This window comes from Ralstonia sp. AU12-08 (genome assembly GCF_000442475.1).
GTDB lineage: Bacteria > Pseudomonadota > Gammaproteobacteria > Burkholderiales > Burkholderiaceae > Ralstonia > Ralstonia insidiosa.
Genome location: NZ_ASZV01000034.1, coordinates 95,566 through 109,780 on the forward strand (window position 1 = coordinate 95,566; position 14,215 = coordinate 109,780).

The window sequence follows — 14,215 nt, forward strand, 5'->3', positions numbered from 1 at the left end:
AGCGACCCTGGCGGTTTTTTTTCGCCCTGTCACCTGCCCCACCCCGGCACCGACGCGAAACATGATCCGAACACAGTAGACGTTTCCAATACGAACAAGACACCCCAGGAGCTTTCCATGCCGAAGAACACCGATGATTTGCGCATTCGCGAACTCAAAGAGCTGACGCCGCCGTCACATCTGATTCGTGAATTCCCGTGCAGCGATGCCGTGTCCGACCTGATCTACCAAAGCCGGAACGCGATGCACCGCATCCTGCACGGCATGGACGACCGCCTGATCGTCATCATCGGCCCCTGCTCCATCCACGACACCAAGGCCGCGATGGACTACGCCCGCCGCCTGGTCGAGCAGCGCGAGCGCTTCAAGAACGAGCTGGAAATCGTCATGCGCGTGTACTTCGAAAAGCCGCGCACCACGGTCGGCTGGAAGGGCCTGATCAACGATCCGCACATGGACGGCAGCTTCAAGATCAATGACGGCCTGCGCACCGCGCGCGAGCTGCTGATGAACATCAACGAGCTGGGTCTGCCCGCCGGCACCGAATACCTCGACGTGATCAGCCCGCAGTACATCGCTGACTTGGTGAGCTGGGGCGCGATCGGTGCGCGTACGACGGAATCCCAAGTGCACCGCGAGCTGGCTTCCGGCCTGTCGTGCCCGGTCGGCTTCAAGAACGGCACCGACGGCAACGTGAAGATCGCCGTGGACGCCATCAAGGCCGCATCGCAGCCGCACCATTTCCTGTCGGTCACCAAGGGCGGCCACTCGGCCATCGTGTCGACGGCAGGCAACGAGGATTGCCACATCATCCTGCGCGGCGGCAAGGCACCCAACTATGACGCCGCCAGCGTGCAGGAAGCCTGCGACGCCATCTCCAAGTCGGGCCTGGCCGCGCGCCTGATGATCGACGCCTCGCACGCCAACAGCAGCAAGAAGCACGAGAACCAGATCCCGGTGTGCGAAGACATCGGCCGCCAGATGGCAGCGGGCGACAACCGCATCGTCGGCGTGATGGTGGAGTCGCACATCAACGCCGGCCGCCAGGACCACGTACAGGGCACGCCGGTGTCCGACCTCGCCTACGGCCAGAGCGTGACTGACGCCTGCATCGGCTGGGACGATTCGTTGAAGGTGCTGGAAACGCTGGCCGACGCGGTACGCAAGCGCCGCCTGGTGCCGGGCAGCGGCAACTAAGCCAACACGCTGCATCAACGTGATTTGAGAAGGGACGCCTGCGGGCGTCCTTTTTTGTTGTCCGCTGCACAAAGCGCCGGATATATAACAAATGTGAGCAAAAGACATCAAAGTCACACAAGTGCGTTGTCTTTGACATATCGTAGGAGGATTCCCCTGCCCACCCCGGAGGCAACCATGGCAGACACCCTGGCGGACACCGCCGTCAATACCGCCGTCACCACGGCAAGCAAGTACCAGGCGATCGTGGAGCAGTACGCCGCTGATGTCGGCATGAAGATCCTCGGCGCCATCGTCTTCTGGGTGGTCGGGCGCTGGCTGATCAACCTGGCCGTGCGCCTGGTGGAAAACTCCCTGGGCCGGCAGAAGGTCGACCCTACCGTGCTGCGCTATGTCGGCTCGATCATCACCGTCACGTTGAACGTGCTGCTGGTGATCGGCATCCTGGGCTACTTCGGCATCCAGACGACGACGTTCGCGGCGCTGATTGCGGCGGCCGGCGTGGCCATCGGCATGGCGTGGTCGGGCCTGCTGTCGAACTTTGCAGCGGGTGCGTTCCTGATCGTGCTGCGGCCGTTCAAGGTGGGCGACTTTGTGACGGCTGGCGGCACCACAGGCACGATCAAGGAGATCGGCCTGTTTGCCACGACCATCAACACGCCGGACAACGTGATCACCATTGTCGGCAATGGCAAGATCTTCGCCGACACGATCCAGAACTACACCTCCAACCCGTTCCGCCGCGTCGAGCTGAAGGCGCAACTGGCCGGCAGCGCCGACCACCGTGCCGCCATCGCCCTGCTCAAGGAAAAAATCGCGGCCATTCCCAACGTGCTGGCCGATCCGGCGGTCGACGTGGAGATTCTGGAGTTCAACCTGGTCGGACCGGTGCTGGCGGTACGCCCGTACACGCACAACGACAACTACTGGCAGGTCTACTTCGACACCAACCGCACGATCAAGGAAGCGCTGGCCGAAGGCGGCTTCCCGGCGCCAACGCCGTCGCAAGCCCTGACCATCACGACGCCGGGCCAGCTGGCAGGCCTGACCGCCGTGGCACAGAGCACCACAACGCCAACGAGCGTGAACTGATCCACGCGTTCGCAAAAAGCAAACGGCCCGGTGCAACGACCGGGCCGTTTTGTTTTGGCGCCGACGGTAATTACGCCGGCTTGTGCTCGTCGCGCTTCCACAGCACATCCGTGCCGCCATCCGCGCGATTGAGCACACGCGCCAGCACGAACAACAGATCCGACAGGCGGTTCACATACTGGCGCGGCGCCTCGCCGATCGCCTCAGCCCGGCCGAGCGCGACGATACTGCGCTCCGCCCGGCGCGCGACGGTGCGGCAGATGTGCGCCTGCGCCGCCGCGCGACTGCCACCGGGCAGGATGAACTCGGCCAGGCGCGGCAGGTCGGCGTTGTAGTCCGCCAACCATTGGTCGAGCCGCAACACGTGCGCGGTCGTGACCATCGTGTAGCCGGGGATGCACAACTCGCCGCCCAGGTCGAACAGGTCATGCTGGATAGCGGTGAGCGCAGTGCGCACGCCCTCGGGCAGCGTTTCCGTCAGCAGCACGCCGATGTGCGAGTTCAGTTCGTCAACGTCGCCAATGGCGGCGATGCGCAGGCTGTCTTTGGCTGTGCGGCTGCCATCGCCGAGGCCGGTGGTGCCGTCGTCGCCGGTGCGCGTGGCGATCTTCGATAAGCGGTTGCCCACGGTGCGTCTCCTAGTGTGTCTAGCCGACATTATCGCAAGCCACAGACAGCCCCGGCGTTAGAATCATCGCCTAGGCCGGCCAGAGCCGCACAACATTGTCGGAGACACCCGCAGCCATGAACCACCCCGCACCGCCCTCCCAGTTGATTCGCCGGCCCATCCCGCAGACCATGCTCGATGCACTGCGTGCCCGTTTCGGCGATCGCCTCTCCACCGCCGAAGCCGTGCGCGCCCACCACGGCCGCGACGAATCCGCCTACGACCCGATGCTGCCCGACGCCGTCGTCTTCGCGCAGACCACCGAGGAAGTCGCTGCCGTCGCCAAACTGTGCTTCGAGCATGAGATTCCGCTGATCCCGTACGGCGCGGGCTCGTCGCTCGAAGGCCACCTGCTGGCCGTGGCCGGCGGCGTGAGCCTCGATCTCTCGCAGATGAACCACGTGCTGGCCGTCCACCCAGAAGACCTGACGGTGACGGTGGAGCCGGGCGTCACGCGCAAGCAACTGAACACGGAAATCCGCGATACCGGGTTGTTCTTCCCGATCGACCCGGGCGCCGATGCGTCCATTGGCGGCATGTGCGCAACACGCGCGTCCGGCACCAACGCCGTGCGCTACGGCACGATGCGCGAGAACGTACTGAACCTGACGGTGGTGACCGCCGACGGCCGCATCATCAAGACCGCCAACCGTGCGCGCAAATCCTCAGCGGGCTACGACCTGACGCGCCTGTTCATCGGCAGCGAAGGGACGCTGGGCGTCATCACCGAGATCACGCTGAAGCTGTATCCGCAGCCGGAGGCCGTGTCCGCCGCCGTGTGCGCGTTCCCGAGCATGGGCGATGCGGTGTCCGCCGTGATCGACACCATCCAGATGGGCGTGCCGATTGCGCGCGTGGAGTTTGTCGATGCGCTGGCCATCCGCGCGATCAACCAGTACGACAAGCTGACGCTGCCCGAAATGCCGACGCTGTTCTTCGAGTTCCACGGCTCGGAGCACGGCGTGCAGGAACAGGCCGAGACCGTCCAGCAGATCGCCGCCGAACACAAGGGCCAGGGCTTCGAATGGGCCACGCGCCCCGAAGACCGCAGCCGCCTGTGGAACGCCCGTCACAACGCCTATTTCGCCTTCCTGCAGCTCAAGCCCGGCTGCCGCGCCGTCACCACCGACGTGTGCGTGCCAATCTCGCGCCTGGCCGAGTGCGTGGTGGAAACCGAGAAAGACCTGCTCGCCAGCGCGCTGCACCTGCCCGCCCCCATCGTCGGCCACGTGGGCGATGGCAACTTCCACGTCGCCCTGCTGATCGATCCGGACAAGCCGGAAGAACTGGAAGAAGCCGAGCGCATCAACCAACGCATTGTTTCGCGTGCGATTGCCATGGACGGCACCTGCACGGGCGAGCACGGCGTGGGCCTGCACAAGATGGACTTCCTCGTCGCCGAGCACGGTAACGACGCCATCGACCTGATGCGCAGCGTCAAGCAGGCACTGGACCCGAAGCACATCCTGAACCCCGGCAAGATCTTCCACCTGTAACCGGCTCCACCACCAGCGACCGCCCGCATGTCCTCCGTCTTCAAGCGCGTTCCTCCGCTGCATCTGCTGATTGCCTTCGAAGCGGGGGCACGCCATGCCAGCTTCGCGCGTGCGGCCGAAGAGCTGTCGGTCACGCCCAGCGCCGTCTCCCACCGCATCAAGAACCTCGAAGAGCTGTGGGGCGAAGACCTGTTTGTGCGCACCGGCACGGCGCTGCGGCTCACCGCTGCCGGCACGCGCTACCTGCGCAGCGTGCAGGACGCGCTCAAGAGCCTGCACGAGCTGGCGCGGCCCGAATTCAGCAAGCAGCGCGCGCGGCTGCGCGTGGCGATTCCGCCCACCTTCGGGCGCCAGCACCTCGTGCCGCGCATCCCCGAGTTCAACGCGCTGTATCCGCACATCGACGTGGAGTTGCATCTCTCCATCCCGTTCCTCGACGTGAAGGCCGAGGACACCGACGTCGAAATCCGCTACGGCACCGGCCGCTATCCGGACCTGAAGACCACGCTGCTGCTCAACGAGCCCGTCTTCCCGGCATGTGGGCGCGCGTACTTCGAGCAGATCAGCGGCAACACCATCACCGAAGCCTCGCAACTGCTGAACCTCACGCTGCTGCGCAGCCCGCTGGAGCCGTGGCGCCCGTGGTTTGAGGCCGCCGGGCTGGATGCGCCGGAGCCCTCCACCGGCTCGCTGTTCAACGACATCGGCCTGATGCTGGAGGCGGTGGCCTCCAACCAGGGCGTGGCGCTGGTGCGGCAGGCCATGGCGCGCAACTGGCTGGCGTCGGGGCAGATCGTGCGGTTGCTGGATATTGAGTCGACGTCGCCGCATGCGTATTACATCGTCCAGCGCGAGCAGGCGCCGATGAAGCCCGAGGCGCAGCATTTTGTGGATTGGCTGCTTGGGCTGGATTGGTAAGCCGGCAGCACCTTGCTGCACCGCGATGAACCGGATTGGCCGTTTGCGCGAGCCAAATTCATCATCGCAAAAGTCCTTAACACGCCGCGCGGTGCGACGGCCGGGCTATAGTCCCTCACGCCCCGGCCACCGTAGCCGGGCGATCACCAAGAGAGACACCCCATGAACGCGCCGCTCCCCAATACCGCCCGCGACCCGTCTGCCCTGCAGGCCGAACTGGTCGCCGCGCTGTCGCAGATCGTGCCCGACGACGCGCTGCTCTGGGAACGCGAAGACACCACCCCCTATGAATGCGACGGCCTGGCCGCGTACCGGCAGGTGCCGCTGGCCGTGGTGCTGCCGGATACCGAAGCGCAGGTCGTCGAGATCCTGCGCGTGTGCCACCGCATGGGCGTGCCCGTGGTGCCGCGCGGCGCGGGGACGAGTCTGTCGGGCGGCGCGATGCCCACGCCGGGCGGGCTGGTGCTGTCGCTGGCTAAGTTCAAACGCATCCTCAAGGTTGATCCGTACACCCGCACCGCGGTCGTGCAGCCGGGCGTGCGCAACCTCGCCATTTCGGAGGCGGCCAACCCGCACGGGCTGTATTACGCGCCCGATCCGTCGTCGCAGATCGCCTGCACCATCGGCGGCAACGTCAACGAAAACTCCGGCGGCGTGCACTGCCTCAAGTACGGCCTGACCGTGCACAACGTGCTGCGCGTGCGGGCGGTGATGATGGACGGCGAGGTGGTTGAATTCGGCAGCGAGGCGCCCGACGCGCCCGGCCTGGACCTGCTGGCCACCGTGATCGGCTCCGAGGGCATGCTGGCCGTGGTGACGGAAGTGACGGTGCGCCTGATCCCCAAGCCGCAGTTGGCGCAGGTGATCATGGCGAGCTTCGACGATGTGGAGTCCGGCGGCAACGCCGTGGCGGACGTGATTGCCGCGGGCATCATCCCGGCCGGGCTGGAGATGATGGACAAGCCCGCCACCGCCGCCGTGGAAGAATTCGTCTGCGCCGGCTACGACCTGAACGCCGCCGCCATCCTGCTGTGCGAATCCGACGGCACGCCCGAAGAGGTGGCCGAAGAAATCGCGCGCATGAGCGAGGTGCTGCGCGCATCCGGTGCCACGCGCATCCAGGTCTCACAAAGCGAGGCCGAGCGGCTGAAGTTCTGGAGCGGCCGCAAGAACGCCTTCCCCGCAGCGGGCCGCATCTCGCCGGACTACTACTGCATGGACGGCACCATCCCGCGCAAGCACATCGGCACGCTGCTGCGGCGCATTCAAGAGATGGAGCAGAAGTACGCCCTGCGCTGCATCAACGTGTTCCACGCGGGCGACGGCAACATGCATCCGCTCATCCTCTTCAATGGCGAAGACCAGGACGAATGGCACCGCGCTGAACTGTTCGGCTCGGACATCCTCGAGACCTGCGTGGAGCTGGGCGGCACTGTCACCGGCGAGCACGGCGTGGGCGTGGAGAAGCTCAGCTCGATGTGCGTGCAGTTTTCGACCGAGGAGCGCGACGCCTTCCTGCGCGTGAAGGCCGCCTTCGACCCCGTGCGTTTGCTGAACCCCGACAAGGCCATCCCCACGCTCGCGCGCTGCGCTGAGTACGGCAAGCTGCACGTGCGCAACGGGCTGCTGCCGCATCCGGATCTGCCGCGCTTCTGAGCCTGCCCATGAGCCAGAACCCTTCCAGCACCAACCGATACCGGTGGCACGCCCATAACGCGCGCCTGGGCGAGTACCTCGGCAAACCCGAAGAAGAGGGTTGGCGCCGCCGTTGGTACATCATCATCTTCGAGGCCGAAACCCGCGCCGGGCGCCAGTTTGACGTGACCCTGCTGGTCGCCATTCTTGCCAGCGTACTGGTGGTGATGCTCGACAGCCTGCCGAGCGTGCACGAGCGCGCGGGCACGCTCTTCACCGTGATCGAATGGCTGGCCACGCTGCTGTTCACGGCCGAGTACATCATGCGCATCCTGGTGGTGCGCAAGCCCTGGCGCTACGTGCTGAGCTTCTATGGCGTGATCGATTTCATCTCGATCCTGCCGACCTGGCTGGCGGTGTTCGCACCGGAACTGGCTTACCTGATCGACGTGCGCCTGCTGCGCTTGCTGCGCGTGTTCCGGGTGCTCAAGCTCACGATCTACTTTGAAGAAGCGCAAGTGCTGCTGCGTGCGCTGGTCAACGCGCGGCACAAGATCTTCGTGTTCCTGGGCACGGTGTTCATCATCACCATCATCCTGGGCACCGTGATGTACGTGGTGGAAGGGCCGCAGCATGGCTTCACCAGCATCCCGGTCAGCATGTACTGGGCGGTGGTCACGCTCACCACCACGGGCTTTGGGGACCTGGTGCCGAAAACGCCGCTCGGCCAGTTCATCACGTCGATGACCATCCTGCTCGGCTACAGCATCATCGCGTTCCCCACCGGCATCATCGGCGCGGAATTGGTGAACACCATGCGCGAGCGCTCGCCCAAGACACGCACCTGTACGCACTGCGCCACCGAAGGCCACGACGCCGACGCCGTGTTCTGCAAGCGCTGCGCGACCAAGCTGCCGCCCCTTTCCACGGAAACCGCCCGCAGCCAGTGAGCTGCCGTGCCCGGACGTTCGCCATGTCAATTACGCCAGACACCACGCTTTCCCCCACGCTTGCGCACTTTCGCGATGCCATCGCGCAGGCGGCTGACAGCCGCACACCGCTCACGTTACGTGGCGGCGGCACCAAGGATTTCTACGGCCGCGCGCCTGCCCCGCAGGGCACCACCCTCGACACGCGTGAGTGGTCCGGCATCGTCGACTACGACTGCGCAGAGCTGGTGATCACCGCGCGCAGTGGCACGCCGCTCGCCGAGATCGAAGCCGCGCTGGCCGAGCACAAGCAGATGCTCGCCTTCGAGCCGCCGCACTTTGCTGCGGATGGCAAACAGGCCACGGTGGGCGGTGCATTTGCATCGGGCCTGTCGGGCCCGCGCCGGCAATCGGTGGGGGCACTGCGTGATTTCGTGCTTGGCGCGGTGGCGATGGATGGCCGCGGCGACCTGCTCAACTTCGGCGGCCAGGTGATGAAGAACGTGGCCGGCTACGACGTCTCGCGCCTGATGGCGGGTGCGCTCGGCACGCTCGGCCTGGTGGTGCAGGTGTCGTTGAAGGTGCTGCCGATGCCGTTCTGCGATGCGACGCTGCGCTTTGCCCTGCCACAAGCCGAGGCCATCGACACGCTGAACCGCTGGGGCGGCCAGCCCTTGCCGATTGCCGCGTCTGCGTGGATCGACGGTGCGCTGTGGGTGCGCCTGAGCGGTGCCGATGCGGCGGTGCGCGCAGCCATCACCAAGCTGGGCGGCGAGCGTGTTGACGATGCGGAAGCCGCTTCGTTCTGGCGTGACCTGCGTGAGCAATCGCACGCGTTCTTCGCGCGTGCCACGCAGGGCAGCTTGCCGCTGTGGCGCATTGCCCTGCCCCCGGCCACGCCGCCGCTCGCACTCGGCCATGCATCGGCTGATGAACAACTCGTCGAATGGGGCGGCGGTCAGCGTTGGTGGATCGACACCGCCAGTACCCCCGCCGACACCATCCGCGATGCCGCAAACAAGGCCGGTGGCCACGCCACGCTGTTCCGCAACGGCGATCGTGCGAGCGACGTCTTCACGCCCGTCGCCGCGCCGTTGATGGCCGTACACAAACGCCTGAAGGACAGCTTCGATCCGCACGGCATCTTCAACCCGGGCCGTCTGTACGCAGATTTCTAAAGCACGCTCATCATGCAAATCACGCTCGCGGCGTTCCTGCGCAACACCCCCGACGGCGAAGAAGCCCAAAGCATCGTGCAGAAGTGCGTGCACTGCGGCTTCTGCACGGCCACCTGCCCGACCTACCAACTGCTCGGCGACGAGCTGGACGGCCCGCGCGGGCGCATCTACCTGATGAAGCAGGTGCTGGAAGGCCAGCCCGCCGGTCAGGCCACGCGCCTGCACCTGGACCGGTGCCTGACCTGCCGCAACTGCGAATCGACCTGCCCGTCCGGCGTGACGTACGGCCGGCTGGTGGAGATCGGCCGCAAGATCGTCGATGACCAGCTCGATGCGCGTGGTGAATCGCGCCCCTTGGGCGAGCGCGCGGTGCGCTGGGTACTGCGCGAGAGCCTGACGCGGCCCGCACTGTTCGGCCCGGCGCTCAAGCTGGGGCAGGCTGTGCGTCCGCTGCTGCCGCAAGTGCTGCGCAACAAAGTCCCGGCCAAACAGCCGCACGCAGGTGTGCGGCCAAACACCGCACATGCACGCAAGATGCTGCTGCTCGAAGGCTGCGTGCAACCGGCCATGTCGCCCAACATCAATGCGGCCACGGCGCGCGTGTTCGACAAGCTGGGCGTGCAGCTCATCAGCGCAGACCGTGCCGGCTGCTGCGGCGCCATCCGCTATCACATGAACGACCACGTGGGCGGCCTCGGCAACGCACGTGCCAACATCGATGCGTGGTGGCCGCATATCGAAGCCGGTGCGGAGGCCATCGTCATGACGGCCTCCGGCTGCGGCGCGATGGTCAAGGACTACGGCCACCTGCTGCGTGACGACCCCGTCTATGCGGAGCGCGCGGCGCGCGTGTCCGCCATGACGCGGGACCTGTGCGAAGTGCTGCCGGCCTTCTACGATGCGCTTTTGCAGAAGGCCAAACCCGAAGCACAGCGCCCGCGCGTGGCCTGGCACCCGCCCTGCACACTGCAGCACGGGCAGCAGATTCGTGGTGCGGTGGAAACGCTGCTTAGCGCGCTGGGCGTAGACGTCAAGCTCTGCGCCGACAGCCACCTGTGCTGCGGCTCGGCGGGCACGTATTCGGTGCTGCAGCCCGAGCTGGCCTACCGCCTGCGCGACGACAAGCTCGCCAAGCTGCAGGCCACGCAGCCCGAGCGCATCGTCACCGCCAACATCGGCTGCGTCACGCATCTGCAGAGCGGCACGGATACGCCGGTCGAGCACTGGATCGAGCTGGTGGACCGGATGCTGGCCTGAAACGTCGGCGCGTCGGTTCTATACTGCCCGCTTCGTTTTGCCCGGAGGCCCCATGCTGCAAACCTTCGCGATCCTGCTGACGTTCCAGTCGATAGGGGAGCTGCTCACGTACTCGCTGCACCTGCCGGTGCCCGGCCCGGTGATCGGCATGGTGCTGCTGGTCATCTACCTGCTGGTGGACAAGGGCCGCGTGCTCGAAGTCATGCAGGGCACGGTCAGCGACTTGCTCCGTCACCTGACCATCCTGTTCGTGCCGGCCGGCGTGGGTGTGATCACGCAACTGCATCGCATCGGCCAGGAATGGCTGCCGATCGTGGTGGCGACCGTCGTGTCGACCTGGCTGTCGATTGCCGCAGGCGCGCTCGTCACACGCGCCCTGATGCGCCGGATGGGTGACCACGGCGAGGCCAACGAGGAGCTTGCCCCATGAACACGATGGCACCCAACCTGTACCAACTCTGGGTCTACCTGTCAGCCAGCCCGCTGCTGGGCCTGACCGCCACGCTGATCGCCTACCTGATCGGCGTGCGCCTGCACGAGCGCAGCGGCTTCAATCCGATGGTCAACCCACTGCTGATTGCGGTGGTCATTCTGGGCACGCTCCTGACATTGACGGGCACGCCGTACAAGACCTACTTCGACGGCGCGCAGTTCGTGCACTTCCTGCTGGGGCCCGCCACCGTGGCGCTGGCCGTGCCGCTGTTCCAGCAGTGGTCGAAGCTGCGCCGGCATGCGCTGCCGCTGATGTGCGGGCTGCTGGCCGGGTCGGTCGTGGCGGTGGTGTCGGCGGTGGGCATCGCGTGGCTGCTGGGTGCTACGCCGGAAACGCTGCGCTCCATGGCGCCGAAGTCCGTGACGATCCCGATCGCCATGGGCATCTCGGAGAAAATCGGTGGCTCCCCGACCATCACGGCCGTGCTGGTGCTGATTACCGGCATCGTGGGCGCAACCACCGCCACGCGGCTGTTGAACCTGCTGCGCATCCGTGCGTACAGCGTGCGCGGCTTTGCGACCGGCATTGCGGCGCACGGCATCGGTACGGCGCGCGCGTTCCAGGTCAGCCCGGAAGCGGGTGCGTTCTCGGCGTTGGGCATGGGCTTGAACGGTGTGCTGACGGCGATACTCGTGCCGCTGCTGGCGGGTTGGATTCCGCACTGAGCCCCGCCTCCCTCCGCCCCGGCGCTCACTGCCTGGGCAATTTGCAACACCCACTTCTCTCCTGAAGGCTCCTGACAGAACGCTGTCAGGAGCCCCCCGCCAGAATTCGCTTCACCTTAACGAGACAGGTTTCCCCCAACCACCTGCCTCACCAACCGGAGCGAGCACCATGGCAAGCGTCATCAACTGGTTTGAAATCCCCGCCAACGATTTCCCGCGCGCGGTGAAATTTTACGAGAACGTCTTCGACACCCAGCTCAAGCAGGAAGACATGGGCGACCTGACCATGGGCGTGTTCCCGGCAGGTGAGACGACCATCCACGGCGCGCTGGTCAAGGGCGAAGGCTTTGCCCCGTCCGACAGGGGCAGCGTGGTCTACCTGAACGCCCCCAACCTGGATGCCGTGCTCGAGCGCGTGAACGGCAGCGGCGGCCAATGCGTGTTCGGCCCGATGACGCTGCCCGACCACATGGGCCGCATCGCCCACATCGTCGACACCGAAGGCAACCGCGTCGGCCTGCACGAGCCCGATGCCAAGACGCAGTCGTACCTGTTGCAGCAGTAACGCTGCGCGGGACGACTGTACCGGCCGGCGCGCAGGCGCCGGCCTCCTGACAGACATAGAGAACAACACCATGCCGAGTCAATCGCCCTATCTCATGCGCGCCGCCGACATTGCTGCGCGCACGCAGTCGTTTTCGCACCCCTGGAACAGCCTGTCGGAAATCCACGGCACGATGATGGGCCGGCTGCTCGGGCTCAAGCGCACCGGCATCAATTACGCGCGCGTACCGCCAGGCAAGGAGTCGTTTGTCTACCACGCGCACCAGCGTGAAGAGGAATGGATCTACATCCTCTCGGGCGAGGCGCAGGCGGATATCGACGACAGCATCTTTACCGTGCGCGCGGGCGATTTCATGGCCTTCCCCGTCGGCATTGCGCACCACCTGCGCAACTGCGGCAAGGACGACCTGCTCTACCTGTGCGGCGGCGAACACCTGAACATCGAGATTGCCGATTTCCCCCGGCTGGGCAAGCGCATGCTGCGCCGTGGCGAGCAGGTCGACGTGGTCGATATCCACCCGCAGCGCGAGCTGACGCCCTTCGGCGCTTAGTGGGCTCAGGCGGGCTTAGGTGGTCGAATCATGGCGCGCATGGCACCCGGCCCGAAGCCCACTACAATGCCGCGCATGACCCGCCGCGCTGACCGCCTGTTCCAGATTGCCCAGATCCTGCGAGGCCGCCGTTTAACCACGGCGGCAATGCTGGCCGACCGCCTGGGCGTGTCCGAGCGCACGGTGTATCGCGACATCCGCGATCTCTCTATCTCGGGCGTGCCGATTGAAGGCGAGGCCGGCATCGGTTACCGCATGCGCGCCGGCTTCGATCTGGCCCCGCTCATGTTCACCGCGGATGAAGTGGAGGCGCTGGTCGCAGGCGCGCGGATGATCAAGGCGTGGAGCGGCGGCACGATGGCCGGCTCGGTCGAAGCCGCGTTGGAAAAGCTGATGGGCGCCCTGCCCGCCGAGCGCCGCTCCGAAGCCGAGACCACGCGCATCTTCGCGCCCGGCTACGGCATGGGCAGCGAGGTCAAGCAAGTCTTCGATACGCTGCATTCTGCACTCGGCCGCCACGCGGTCGCGCGGCTCTCCTACCGTGACGCGCAGGGCCAGTTGACCGAGCGGTGCATCCAGCCGCTCGGGCTGTTCTTCTGGGGGCAGGTGTGGCTGGTGGCCGCGTGGTGCGAGCACCGTCAGGACTACCGCACCTTCCGCCTGGACCGCTGCGTGAAGGTCGACATCCTGGAGCGGCAGTTTGCGGAATCCGCCGAGCGCTCGCTGGCGGATTTCATGCGCAAGGTGCGTGGGTCTGACTGCTAGTCAAACCGGATCGGGCTCTGCCAGCAGCATCTCGATATCGCCAATGATCTCTTCCGGCTTGGTCAACGGCGCATAGCGCTTGTAGACCGTGCCGTCACGGCGCAGCAGGAACTTGGTGAAGTTCCACTTGATCGCTTCCAAGCCCAGCACGCCAGGCTTCTCGGACGTCAGCCACTTGTACAGCGGATGCGCGTTGTCGCCATTCACGTCGATCTTGCTGAACATCGGGAACGACACGCCGTAGTTCTTCTCGCAGAACGCGCCGATCTCCTCCGCCTCGCCCGGCTCCTGCTTACCGAACTGGTTGCAGGGGAAGCCGAGCACTTCCAGGCCTTTCTCGCCCAGGCGCTTGTACACCGCCTCCAGCCCCGCGTATTGCGGAGTGAACCCGCACTTGCTTGCCGTGTTCACGATCAACAGCACCTTGCCGCGATATTGCGAAAGCGGCACGCGCTGCCCTGTCAGCGAATCTGCCTCGAACGCGTAGACATCAGACATGGGAAACCCCGAGAGAAAGGTGGAAAGGACGAATCAAGTCTGGCCGGAGAATGCCAGAAACGCCAGTCCCGCGCCGGTGTGGCTTTCCCTGCCCTGCGGCAAGGGGGCAGGGAATCAAAGCGCGGCGCAGCGCCGACACATGCACACCACCGGTTTGGCCGTTGATGCCCTAGATGGCGCCTTGAATTTCTGTTGCAGGGAGGAAAAAGAGAGCGGGCCTGTCTGAGCGCAGCGAGTTTGCCCGCTCTCCCTCCCTGCGACAGAAATTCAAGGAGGGGGTCACCATCTCGGGCGCGCCTTTCTTTGCTTA

The 14,215-nt window shown here is 65.6% G+C and carries 15 protein-coding genes; 13 read left to right on the top strand and 2 right to left on the bottom strand.

Going from position 1 to position 14,215, the window contains the following annotated elements; genetic code table 11:
* Positions 1–117 precede the first annotated feature (117 nt).
* On the top strand, positions 118–1,197 hold the full coding sequence (aroG, locus tag C404_RS47880; RefSeq protein ID WP_021195916.1) for a 3-deoxy-7-phosphoheptulonate synthase AroG: 1,080 nt from the start codon (positions 118–120) through the stop codon (positions 1,195–1,197).
* A gap of 177 nt (positions 1,198–1,374) precedes the next feature.
* A complete protein-coding gene (locus C404_RS47885; RefSeq protein ID WP_021195917.1) occupies positions 1,375–2,289 on the top strand; it encodes a mechanosensitive ion channel family protein in 915 nt (304 codons plus the stop codon).
* Between the two features lie 70 nt (positions 2,290–2,359).
* On the opposite strand, the gene C404_RS47890 is transcribed toward C404_RS47885, so the two are convergent.
* Complete coding sequence (locus C404_RS47890; RefSeq protein WP_021195918.1) at positions 2,360–2,917, bottom strand: cob(I)yrinic acid a,c-diamide adenosyltransferase; 558 nt, start codon at positions 2,915–2,917, stop codon at positions 2,360–2,362.
* A 116-nt stretch (positions 2,918–3,033) separates the two neighbouring features.
* On the opposite strand from C404_RS47890, the gene C404_RS47895 reads away from it, so the two are divergent.
* The 11 genes from C404_RS47895 (at position 3,034) to C404_RS47945 (ending at position 13,407) form a co-directional block, all read left to right on the top strand.
* A complete protein-coding gene (locus C404_RS47895) occupies positions 3,034–4,452 on the top strand; it encodes an FAD-binding oxidoreductase (RefSeq protein ID WP_021195919.1) in 1,419 nt (472 codons plus the stop codon).
* A gap of 27 nt (positions 4,453–4,479) precedes the next feature.
* Positions 4,480–5,370, top strand: a complete 891-nt coding sequence (locus C404_RS47900) for a LysR substrate-binding domain-containing protein (RefSeq protein ID WP_021195920.1) — start codon at positions 4,480–4,482, stop codon at positions 5,368–5,370.
* Positions 5,371–5,532: 162 nt separating this feature from the next.
* On the top strand, positions 5,533–7,026 hold the full coding sequence (locus tag C404_RS47905; RefSeq protein ID WP_021195921.1) for an FAD-linked oxidase C-terminal domain-containing protein: 1,494 nt from the start codon (positions 5,533–5,535) through the stop codon (positions 7,024–7,026).
* Between the two features lie 8 nt (positions 7,027–7,034).
* Complete coding sequence (locus C404_RS47910; protein ID WP_021195922.1) at positions 7,035–7,955, top strand: ion transporter; 921 nt, start codon at positions 7,035–7,037, stop codon at positions 7,953–7,955.
* 23 nt (positions 7,956–7,978) lie between these two features.
* Positions 7,979–9,112 carry a glycolate oxidase subunit GlcE gene (gene glcE, locus C404_RS47915; protein ID WP_021195923.1) on the top strand — a complete coding sequence of 378 codons (1,134 nt, stop codon included), beginning with the start codon at positions 7,979–7,981 and terminating at the stop codon, positions 9,110–9,112.
* A 12-nt stretch (positions 9,113–9,124) separates the two neighbouring features.
* Positions 9,125–10,369 (top strand): glycolate oxidase subunit GlcF, encoded by a 1,245-nt coding sequence (glcF, locus tag C404_RS47920; protein ID WP_021195924.1) that lies wholly within the window; start codon positions 9,125–9,127, stop codon positions 10,367–10,369.
* Positions 10,370–10,421: 52 nt separating this feature from the next.
* On the top strand, positions 10,422–10,799 hold the full coding sequence (locus C404_RS47925; protein ID WP_021195925.1) for a CidA/LrgA family protein: 378 nt from the start codon (positions 10,422–10,424) through the stop codon (positions 10,797–10,799).
* Positions 10,796–11,527, top strand: coding sequence for an LrgB family protein (locus C404_RS47930; RefSeq protein ID WP_021195926.1), 732 nt, complete (start codon positions 10,796–10,798; stop codon positions 11,525–11,527). The genes C404_RS47925 and C404_RS47930 overlap by 4 nt, the downstream gene beginning before the upstream one ends.
* A gap of 169 nt (positions 11,528–11,696) precedes the next feature.
* Positions 11,697–12,092 (top strand): VOC family protein, encoded by a 396-nt coding sequence (locus C404_RS47935; RefSeq protein ID WP_021195927.1) that lies wholly within the window; start codon positions 11,697–11,699, stop codon positions 12,090–12,092.
* Positions 12,093–12,162: 70 nt separating this feature from the next.
* Positions 12,163–12,642 carry a cupin domain-containing protein gene (locus C404_RS47940; protein WP_031329682.1) on the top strand — a complete coding sequence of 160 codons (480 nt, stop codon included), beginning with the start codon at positions 12,163–12,165 and terminating at the stop codon, positions 12,640–12,642.
* 66 nt (positions 12,643–12,708) lie between these two features.
* Positions 12,709–13,407 (top strand): helix-turn-helix transcriptional regulator, encoded by a 699-nt coding sequence (locus tag C404_RS47945; protein ID WP_021195929.1) that lies wholly within the window; start codon positions 12,709–12,711, stop codon positions 13,405–13,407.
* On the opposite strand, the gene C404_RS47950 is transcribed toward C404_RS47945, so the two are convergent.
* Positions 13,408–13,905, bottom strand: a complete 498-nt coding sequence (locus C404_RS47950; RefSeq protein ID WP_021195930.1) for a glutathione peroxidase — start codon at positions 13,903–13,905, stop codon at positions 13,408–13,410.
* Between the last annotated feature and the right edge of the window lie 310 nt (positions 13,906–14,215).

Excerpts from the sequence above, each read along its gene's own strand:
- glcE (WP_021195923.1), top strand. The coding sequence starts at position 7,979 with ATGTCAATTACGCCAGACACCACGCTTTCCCCCACGCTTGCGCACTTT.
- C404_RS47885 (WP_021195917.1), top strand. The coding sequence starts at position 1,375 with ATGGCAGACACCCTGGCGGACACCGCCGTCAATACCGCCGTCACCACG.
- C404_RS47950 (WP_021195930.1), bottom strand. The coding sequence starts at position 13,905 with ATGTCTGATGTCTACGCGTTCGAGGCAGATTCGCTGACAGGGCAGCGC.
- C404_RS47900 (WP_021195920.1), top strand. The coding sequence starts at position 4,480 with ATGTCCTCCGTCTTCAAGCGCGTTCCTCCGCTGCATCTGCTGATTGCC.
- C404_RS47945 (WP_021195929.1), top strand. The coding sequence starts at position 12,709 with ATGCCGCGCATGACCCGCCGCGCTGACCGCCTGTTCCAGATTGCCCAG.
- glcF (WP_021195924.1), top strand. The coding sequence starts at position 9,125 with ATGCAAATCACGCTCGCGGCGTTCCTGCGCAACACCCCCGACGGCGAA.
- aroG (WP_021195916.1), top strand. The coding sequence starts at position 118 with ATGCCGAAGAACACCGATGATTTGCGCATTCGCGAACTCAAAGAGCTG.
- C404_RS47895 (WP_021195919.1), top strand. The coding sequence starts at position 3,034 with ATGAACCACCCCGCACCGCCCTCCCAGTTGATTCGCCGGCCCATCCCG.
- C404_RS47940 (WP_031329682.1), top strand. The coding sequence starts at position 12,163 with ATGCCGAGTCAATCGCCCTATCTCATGCGCGCCGCCGACATTGCTGCG.
- C404_RS47905 (WP_021195921.1), top strand. The coding sequence starts at position 5,533 with ATGAACGCGCCGCTCCCCAATACCGCCCGCGACCCGTCTGCCCTGCAG.
- C404_RS47935 (WP_021195927.1), top strand. The coding sequence starts at position 11,697 with ATGGCAAGCGTCATCAACTGGTTTGAAATCCCCGCCAACGATTTCCCG.
- C404_RS47925 (WP_021195925.1), top strand. The coding sequence starts at position 10,422 with ATGCTGCAAACCTTCGCGATCCTGCTGACGTTCCAGTCGATAGGGGAG.
- C404_RS47910 (WP_021195922.1), top strand. The coding sequence starts at position 7,035 with ATGAGCCAGAACCCTTCCAGCACCAACCGATACCGGTGGCACGCCCAT.
- C404_RS47930 (WP_021195926.1), top strand. The coding sequence starts at position 10,796 with ATGAACACGATGGCACCCAACCTGTACCAACTCTGGGTCTACCTGTCA.